The sequence below is a fragment of the Pseudomonas sp. PS02288 genome, assembly GCF_029959715.1.
In the GTDB taxonomy this organism is placed as follows: Bacteria; Pseudomonadota; Gammaproteobacteria; order Pseudomonadales; family Pseudomonadaceae; genus Pseudomonas_O; species Pseudomonas_O kuykendallii.
Map to the genome: position 1 here is coordinate 48328 of NZ_JASCPA010000031.1, position 6947 is coordinate 55274.

At 61.9% G+C, this 6947-nt stretch carries 7 protein-coding genes and 4 tRNA genes; 3 read left to right on the forward strand and 8 right to left on the reverse strand.

Annotated elements, in window-relative coordinates; all coding sequences use genetic code 11:
* Positions 1 to 2: 2 nt before the first annotated feature.
* A complete protein-coding gene (locus QMX85_RS13665) occupies positions 3 to 194 on the forward strand; it encodes a hypothetical protein (RefSeq protein WP_282341710.1) in 192 nt (63 codons plus the stop codon).
* Positions 195 to 229: 35 nt separating this feature from the next.
* On the opposite strand, the gene QMX85_RS13670 is transcribed toward QMX85_RS13665, so the two are convergent.
* From QMX85_RS13670 to QMX85_RS13705, 8 genes are all read right to left on the reverse strand, one after another.
* The gene (locus tag QMX85_RS13670) at positions 230 to 1414 is read right to left on the reverse strand and encodes a GAF domain-containing sensor histidine kinase (protein WP_282341712.1); all 1185 of its coding nucleotides are present in this window, start codon (positions 1412 to 1414) and stop codon (positions 230 to 232) included.
* 296 nt (positions 1415 to 1710) lie between these two features.
* Positions 1711 to 1797, reverse strand: a tRNA-Leu gene (locus tag QMX85_RS13675).
* Between the two features lie 157 nt (positions 1798 to 1954).
* A tRNA-Cys gene (locus tag QMX85_RS13680) sits at positions 1955 to 2028 on the reverse strand.
* A 45-nt stretch (positions 2029 to 2073) separates the two neighbouring features.
* Positions 2074 to 2149, reverse strand: a tRNA-Gly gene (locus QMX85_RS13685).
* Positions 2150 to 2214: 65 nt separating this feature from the next.
* Entirely contained in the window at positions 2215 to 2775 is a 561-nt protein-coding gene (gene pgsA, locus QMX85_RS13690; RefSeq protein ID WP_282341713.1) for a CDP-diacylglycerol--glycerol-3-phosphate 3-phosphatidyltransferase, read from the reverse strand.
* A gap of 33 nt (positions 2776 to 2808) precedes the next feature.
* Positions 2809 to 4635, reverse strand: coding sequence for an excinuclease ABC subunit UvrC (uvrC, locus tag QMX85_RS13695; protein WP_282341722.1), 1827 nt, complete (start codon positions 4633 to 4635; stop codon positions 2809 to 2811).
* Positions 4636 to 4637: 2 nt separating this feature from the next.
* The gene (gene uvrY / locus QMX85_RS13700) at positions 4638 to 5282 is read right to left on the reverse strand and encodes a UvrY/SirA/GacA family response regulator transcription factor (protein WP_090230834.1); all 645 of its coding nucleotides are present in this window, start codon (positions 5280 to 5282) and stop codon (positions 4638 to 4640) included.
* Between the two features lie 130 nt (positions 5283 to 5412).
* Positions 5413 to 5500, reverse strand: a tRNA-Ser gene (locus tag QMX85_RS13705).
* 129 nt (positions 5501 to 5629) lie between these two features.
* Here QMX85_RS13705 and QMX85_RS13710 point away from each other — a divergent pair.
* Together QMX85_RS13710 and QMX85_RS13715 are read left to right on the forward strand one after the other, a co-directional pair.
* Positions 5630 to 6301 carry a Bax inhibitor-1/YccA family protein gene (locus tag QMX85_RS13710; protein ID WP_282341717.1) on the forward strand — a complete coding sequence of 224 codons (672 nt, stop codon included), beginning with the start codon at positions 5630 to 5632 and terminating at the stop codon, positions 6299 to 6301.
* 235 nt (positions 6302 to 6536) lie between these two features.
* Positions 6537 to 6803: a DUF3509 domain-containing protein gene (locus QMX85_RS13715; RefSeq protein WP_282341719.1), complete on the forward strand. Its 267-nt coding sequence runs from the start codon at positions 6537 to 6539 to the stop codon at positions 6801 to 6803.
* Positions 6804 to 6947 lie beyond the last annotated feature (144 nt).

Consider the following 6947-nt stretch of genomic DNA (forward strand, 5'->3'; position numbering starts at 1 on the left):
CCATGATCCTTTATGTACCGCAGCCTCAGGTGACACTGCCACCGGTATGGCGCGCCGATGAGTCTCCGCTGAACGACCTGGACGAGACCGAAAGCGAGATCGACGAAGATCAGCCGTTGCCGGACGAGGTTCTGGAAAACCTTACCGAAGAGGCCGATGTACCCGCGGCGATCCCCGATCCGGGGCCGATGTAGCAAGCCCGAGAAGCCCCGCATTCGCGGGGCTTCTGTCATGTGCTCTGCAGCGGCTGATCGAAGGTGAAGGTAGTGCCGGCCTCGCGGCTGGACGTCACCGTCAGGCTGCCGCCATGGGCACGCGCGACTTCGCTGGCGATGTACAGCCCGAGGCCAAGACCGGCTCGCGGCATATCGCTGAGCGGCCGGGAGTAGGGCAGGAACAGCCGCTCGAGCACGCTGGCCGGAATCGGCTCGCCCTGGTTGCTCACCGAGATGCTGAAGCCACCTGCGTTGCGCCCGATATTCACCTCGACCGTTCCATCCTGCGCGCCATGGGCGATGGCGTTGGCGACCAGATTGGAAAGCAGTTGGCCGATCCGCTCGGGGTCGCAGCGAAACCCTTCCAGTCGCTGGATGTGCGCATTGATGACCCGTTCCGAATGAATCCGCTGAATCTCGGAAACCACGTGACGAAGGCTGTCCGCCAGGTTCGGGCACTCTCGCAGCTTCACCGGGATTCCGTCACCCAAGCGTCCGCGGGCAAAATCGAGGACGTCCTCGACCAACTGCGACGCGCGCTGGTTGCTGCTCACGATGTGTTTCACCAGCCGCTCGGTGCGTTCATCCAGCGGTTTGCGCATCAGCATTTCCGCACAGGCGCTGATCGCGAACAGCGGGTTGCGCAGGTCGTGCCCCAGCACCGCGATGAACTGCTCGCGCAGCTCGGCGTTCTTTCGCTCCAGCAGCAGCGCGGCTTCCGTGCGCTGGAAGCCTTCCTCGGCCTCCAGCTGGATCGCCAGCAACCGTGCGAAGGACGCCATCATCGCGACGATGTGGGGCTCGGAGAGCTTGGCTGGAAGGGGATCGAGCGCGCAGAGGGTGCCGAAGAAGCTGCCGTCGGCGCGAAACACCGGATAGGAGATGTAGCTCTCGAACTTGTACAGGCGCGGGGTGTGATGGGTGCAGTAGCGCTCGTCCATGCTCGCGTGATCGATGATCACCGGCTCGCGGGAGCCACGTACCTCGTCGCACAGGGTGGTGGCGATTTCCAGCTTGTCGTTGACCTCCAGCCCGAAGCCCAGCAGGTCCAGCACCGCGCACGCCGTCCAATCGCTCTCGGTGACCCGCGCCACGGCGACGAAACGCAGCCCCGTACTCTCCGCGATGACCTGCAGGATCGCCGGCACCGCGCTGATCCGCTCAATGGCGGATACGTCTGAAGCTATCGAGTGTTCCATGCCGATATCCACTGCAGGCGAAGAGCGCCGTTTTCCAAACAGATGAAGCCATCCCCACCGTTGAGAGGGGCGATGCGAGTGGCGTGGGAAGGTTGGTTCGGTAAAGAAACCTAAAAAAAGAAAAGCCCGCACAGGGCGGGCCAAGAGCCATAACACACAGCAACACAAAGGAGTCATTTGCGTTGGAAGGAAAGACTACGCCGGTGAAGGTGAAAGATTCGTGAAGAAAACCAGCTGTCGAGTAGCTGGTTCGGAAGGTACTTGGACTGCGTCAGCGGCGTCGACGCCGGAGAGAATGGTGCCCGAAGCCGGGGTCGAACCGGCACGGGGTTACCCCCGAGGGATTTTAAGTCCCTTGCGTCTACCGATTTCGCCATTCGGGCGGTAGCGCTACAGCGTGATCGCCTGGCGGCGACGCGCGGAATATATACAGCGAGGCACGTGCAGGCAAGGTTGCCCAGGCATTTTCCGTCGTGCCGAAATAGCGGGGTGCAGAAATGAAAAAGCCCCGTAGATGCTTGATCTACGGGGCTTTCATAATGGAGGCCGATGTCGGAATCGAACCGGCGTACACGGATTTGCAATCCGCTGCATAACCACTCTGCCAACCGGCCTCAAAAACGAAGACGCCGCAAACTGCGGCGTCAACGTCAACAAACTGGAGCGGGAAACGAGACTCGAACTCGCGACCCCGACCTTGGCAAGGTCGTGCTCTACCAACTGAGCTATTCCCGCGTCTTGGTGACGGGCGCCATTCTAGCGATTCGGAACGCCCCGTCAACCCCTTGATTCAAAAAAGTTTATTTCTTTTCAGGGTTGATGCTCAGATGCGGCCATGCGGCGATCAGGTATTGCAGCATCGACCACAGCGTCAGCACCGCGGAGATGATCAGCAGGACGAAACCGAGCAGCACCCAGTTGCTCATTACCGGCGGGTTGGCCAGCAGGATGATCAGCGCGGCCATCTGCGCGGCAGTCTTCCATTTCCCCCAGTTGGACACCGCGACATGGGCGCGGGCACCAAGCTCGGCCATCCATTCGCGCAGGGCGGACACCACGATCTCGCGACCGATAATGATCGCAGCCGGCAGCGTCAGCCACAGCGTGGCGTGCTCTTCGACCAGCAGCACGAGGGCGACGGCGACCATCAGCTTGTCCGCCACCGGATCGAGAAAGGCGCCGAACGGCGTGCTCTGTTCCAGGCGGCGAGCGAGATAGCCATCGAACCAGTCGGTGACCGCGGCAATGGCGAATACGCCGCTGGACGCCCAGTAGCTCCAGGAGAACGGCAGATAGAAGAAGAGGATGAAGACCGGGATCAGAAGAACGCGCAACACGGTGAGCAAATTTGGGATATTCATCGGCGCGAACTGGCTGCTAAGTGAAGCGGTATTCTACTCGCTGTGCAGGGCTGCATAAATCGACTCGGCGAGCTTTTTGCTGACGCCGGGTGCTTTGGCGATTTCCTCGGCACTGGCGCGGGCCAGCTCCTGCAGGCCGCCGAAGTGCTTGAGCAACTCCCTTCGACGCTTCGGCCCGACGCCCGCGACGTCCTCCAGCGTGGAGGTGCGACGGGTCTTGCCGCGGCGCGCGCGGTGTCCGGTGATGGCGAATCGGTGCGCTTCGTCGCGGATCTGCTGGATCAGGTGCAGGGCAGGGGAATCGCCTGGCAACGTGAATTCGTGGGCAGCATCGTTCAGGTACAGCGTTTCCAGGCCTGGCTTGCGCGTTACGCCCTTCGCCACGCCGAGCAGGATCAGATCTGGTACCGCCAGCTCCTGAAGCACCTCCTGGGCCATCGTCAGCTGACCCTTGCCGCCGTCGACCAGCAGCACGTCTGGCAGCTTGCCTTCACCTTCCTTCAACTTGCTGAAGCGCCGGGTCAGTGCCTGGTGCATGGCGGCGTAATCGTCGCCCGCGGTGACGCCTTCGATGTTGTAGCGGCGATAGTCGGACTTCAACGGACCTTCCGGGCCGAACACCACGCAGGACGCCACCGTCGCCTCGCCGCTGGAATGGCTAATGTCGTAGCACTCCAGGCGTTGCGGCGGTTCGTCGAGGCCGAGCGCTTCGGCCAGGGCGTCGAAGCGCGCGCTGAGGTGTTGCCGGTTCGCCAGTCGCGCCGCCAGCGCCTGCTCGGCGTTGGTCACCGCCAGCGCCTGCCAGCGCGCACGCGTGCCGCGCACCCGGTGGCTGATGTCGAGTTCGCGCCCACGCAGTTCGTGGATCGCCGAGAGCAGCGTCGGGTAGTCGTCGTGCAGCACGTTGACGATCAGTTCGCTGGGCAGATCGCGTTCGCTGTTGGTCAGGTAGTACTGGGCAAGGAATGCATAGAGCACTTCGCCGGTGTCTTCCTCGATGGCGACCTGCGGGAAGAAGTTCTTGCTGCCGAGCACCCGCCCGCCGCGCACGCTGATCAGGTGCACGCAGGCGCCGCCGGGGTTGACCATGGCCGCAACCACGTCGACGTCGCCGGTGCCGCCCTCCATGCTCTGCTGGTCCTGCACGCGACGCAGGATGGCGGCCTTGTCACGCAGCTCGGCGGCCCGCTCGAAGTCCAACCGCATCGCCGCCTGCTCCATGTTCGCCGACAGCTCGGCCGACAGGGCGTTGCTGCGCCCTTCGAGGAACATCACCGAATGGCGCACGTCCTCTGCATATTCCTCGGGCTCGACCAGGCCCACGCAAGGGCCTTTGCAGCGTTTGATCTGGTATTGCAGGCAGGGCCGCGTGCGATTGCGGTAGTAGCTATCTTCGCATTGCCGGACCAGGAACGCCTTCTGTAGCAGGCCGAGACTCTCGCGAATCGCTCCGGCGCTGGGGTAGGGGCCGAAATAGCGGCCTTTCTGCTTCTTCGCGCCGCGATGGATGCCCAGGCGAGGAAACGCGTCCTCGCTGGAAAGAAAGACGTACGGGTAGGATTTGTCGTCGCGCAGCAGGATGTTGTACGGCGGCCGCCATTCCTTGATCAGCGTCTGCTCCAGCAGCAGCGCCTCGGTTTCATTGGCGGTGATGGTGGTTTCGATCTGCGCGATGCGCGCCACCAGGGCGGCGGTCTTCGGCGCCAGGCCGACCTTGCGGAAGTAACTGGCCAGGCGCTTCTTGAGGTTCTTCGCCTTGCCGACGTAGAGCAGCTTGGCGTCCGAGTCGAACATGCGGTAAACGCCGGGGCGACCGCTGCAGTGGGCGAGGAAGGCGCTGGGGTCGAACGCGTGCGACATCGTCAATTGATGGTGTCGACCATGCCGTGGCGCACCGCCAGCAAGGCCAATTCCACATCGCTGGTGATCGAGAGCTTCTCGTAGATGCGATAACGGTAGGTGTTCACCGTCTTCGGCGACAGGCAGAGCTTGTCGGAGATGCTCTGCACCTTCTGGCAGTTGGCGATCATCAGCGCGATCTGGATCTCGCGTTCGGAGAGCAGGTCGAACGGCGAACCGTTGACCTGTGGCTGGAACGACTTGAGCGCGAGTTGCTGGGCAATCTGCGGGCTGATGTAGCGCTGCCCGGCGAAGACCAGGCGAATGGCCTGGACCATCTCCTCGAGCGCGGCGCCTTTGGTCAGGTAACCGGCGGCGCCGGCCTGCAGCAGCCGCGTGGGGAAGGGGTCCTCTTCGCAGATGGTCACCGCGATCACCTTGACGTCCGGCTGGCTGCGCAACAGCTTGCGTGTCGCTTCCAGACCGCCGATACCGGGCATCTTGATGTCCATGAGAACGATATCGGGCTTGAGTTCGCGCGCTTTCTTCAGCGCCAGCTCGCCGCTGTCGGCCTGACCGATGACTTGCAGACCTTCTATATCTGCGAGCATTCGGGTAATGCCCGTACGTACCAGATCGTGATCGTCGACCACCAGGACCCTAATCAAGCGACACCTCGTTGCACAACGCCGTTTTCACAGCATCGCGTCACCTTAACAAAAAGCCGAAGCGTCACCTAGCGCGGTGCAGGCAACGGGATGACCAGCGGACATAGGAGAGGGAGATGCGGCAGATGAATGGCGGAAGCGCAGAGATTCGAACTCTGGGACCTGTTACAGTCGGCGGTTTTCAAGACCGCTGCCTTAAACCACTCGGCCACACTTCCGCAGGTATTGCGGGCGGCAATAGTACCGGATCGCAACACGCTGTCAAACACTGTGCCTTGGCAGCGGGCGGGCCTTTGTTATGATCCGTTCATCCTTGCCGCAGGACCCATTTTTACAGGAGCGTTGCCATGCAAGATCGTGAATATTCCCTGAACAGTCAGGTGCAAGTCGAACAGGCCGAGGTCGGTCGAGTTCTGCGCAACACCTACGGGCTACTGGCCATGACCCTGGCATTCAGCGGCCTGGTCGCTTTCGTCGCGCAGCAGATGCGCGTGGGCTACCCGAACTTCCTCATCGTGCTGGCGGGTTTCTACGGTCTGTTCTTCCTGACCGTGAAACTCCGCGATTCCGCCTGGGGATTGCTGTCGACCTTCGCCCTGACCGGGTTCATGGGCTACACGCTCGGCCCGATCCTCAACCGCTACATGGGCATGAGCAACGGCGCTGAAGTGATCAGCTCGGCATTCGCCATGACCGCACTGGTGTTCTTCGGCCTGTCGGCGTACGTGCTCACCACCCGCAAGGACATGAGCTTCCTCGCCGGCTTCATCACGGCGGGTTTCTTCGTCCTGTTGGGCGCGGTGCTGGTCAGCCTGTTCTTCCAGATCAGCGGCCTGCAGCTCGCGATCAGCGCCGGCTTCGTGCTGTTCTCCTCGGCGGCGATCCTGTTTCAGACGAGTGCGATCATCCATGGTGGCGAGCGTAACTACATCATGGCGACCATCAGCCTCTATGTGTCGATCTACAACCTATTTATCAGCCTGTTGCAGATCTTCGGCATCTTCGGTCGCGACGACTGACCCTGGCCGCGATGAATGGAGCCCGCTTCGGCGGGCTTTTTCATGCCTGGAGAAAAGCGGTGCGTCAGACCCTGCAAAATGCATGAGTGTTTCGCGCCGGCATTGCAGAATAAATGAAGGTACCGCGAGCGTCGCTCTCAGCCCCCCTGATAAATAAAGGCTCTAAGGGTAAAAAGGATTTGGCATGAAGGCTGCTATAGAGATGCGAGTCCTGGCCCCCTTTCGGAGTAGAACAATGACCATCTCACTGCAGCCGATCATTTCCGCCTTTCCCGACTACACCGTAACCGCTACCCAGCGTCCGGATGGCAGCCAGTTGCTGTCGCTGGAGAAGGACGGCGTGCAGGTCACTCGGGTTATCCCTTCGCCCCAGTTGAGTGCTCCGGTTCGTGTGGAATGGCTCCTCAGCGCGATTCGCCGCGACATCACCCAAGCCGGTGGCGTGGTTGCCGAAATCGCCGCCATGCAATCCCAGCGTCAGGCGGTCGCCCAGCATCCCTGAAGGCTGGAATTGACTGGACAACGGCCCGACAGCGTCAATCGCTGTCGGGCCGTTGCGTTTCCGGGGTCGAAGGCGGGGAGGTGTTCGACCCGCCCGAGCGCTCCGTCAGCCAATGCAGGCGGCCCTGCAATGGCGCGGCGAAAT